Source organism: Corynebacterium sp. HMSC05E07 (assembly GCF_001807225.1).
GTDB lineage: Bacteria > Actinomycetota > Actinomycetes > Mycobacteriales > Mycobacteriaceae > Corynebacterium > Corynebacterium singulare.
This window is the reverse complement of record NZ_KV788235.1, coordinates 306-1245: the sequence shown is the minus strand read 5'-3', so window position 1 is coordinate 1245 and position 940 is coordinate 306. Positions and strand designations below refer to the sequence as shown.

1 protein-coding gene is annotated in these 940 nt (G+C 54.8%); it reads right to left on the bottom strand.

What is annotated here, in order from left to right; all coding sequences use genetic code 11:
* Positions 1 to 940: IS1249 family transposase (locus tag HMPREF3149_RS07290; RefSeq protein WP_070537287.1), on the bottom strand; the 940-nt coding region annotated here is incomplete at both ends.

Below are 940 nucleotides of genomic sequence, written 5' to 3'. Positions count from 1 at the left end.
GTAGAGCCACCAGTCCATGGTGATGCGCTGGTGCTCGTCGAACATGCCACGATGGTTGCCCGCTAAGTCTTTGAGTTGTTTGTTGATGCCGCCTTCCAGCAGGTTCGTGGTGGCTTTTAAGTCCTGTGTGAGGCCATCAGGCGGGGTAAGAAAGGCAAATAGGTGTCCTTCGTGAATGAGCTTTTCTAGCCGCTTTAGAGCCCTGCGGGCGTTGCGGTGGGTGTACCACCATTTCTGGTTAGGGCTGACCCATTTCGGTACTTGGCCTGCCGGTATGGTGCTGCGGTAGGTTCGCTCTTTCAGCCAATCGGCAAAGGTGATGCGGGTGTGGTGGACTGCAGCGGTAAACCGTGCAGCATCTTCGGGAGTGTGTACCTGGACGAGCATGTAGCCCAGTTTGCGGATTGCTTTATGCGCTGGATGAATCGGGTTGCGGCTGATGTCAGCAAAGGTGTTGCGCTGGACGTGAACTAGGCAGCGCTGGATGGTCACGTCGGGCCATTTAGCCCGCAGTGCTTTTAAGGCTCCACCTGACCCGTCGGTGGTGACAACGAGTGGTTGTGCGATTTTGTCGAGTAGTTTCAGGTACTCGTATGAGGTTTCACGCAAGCACCAGTGCCAGGCAATGACGTGTGTTTCGGTGCAGGCTACCAGCAGGCATTTCTTGTGAAAGTAGGTGCCGTCGATAAAGACCTGGTCGTAAACGCGATAGGGGTCTGTAGCGGTTGGCACGGTGATAAACCACAAAAGCTTGAACCACCGGGTCAAAGTGCGCCTTGTTACCCCAAGGCGTTTAGCTAGATGGTCTGCGGATTCCCCGGAAAGAATCCAGTCAATAAAGATTTTGAAGTACCGAATCTCGCTGGTGTGTCCCCGGGGATTAATCGATGATGCGTTGCACTGGGGACACAGCCAGCGTTGGGTTCCTGCCGCGGTTTTG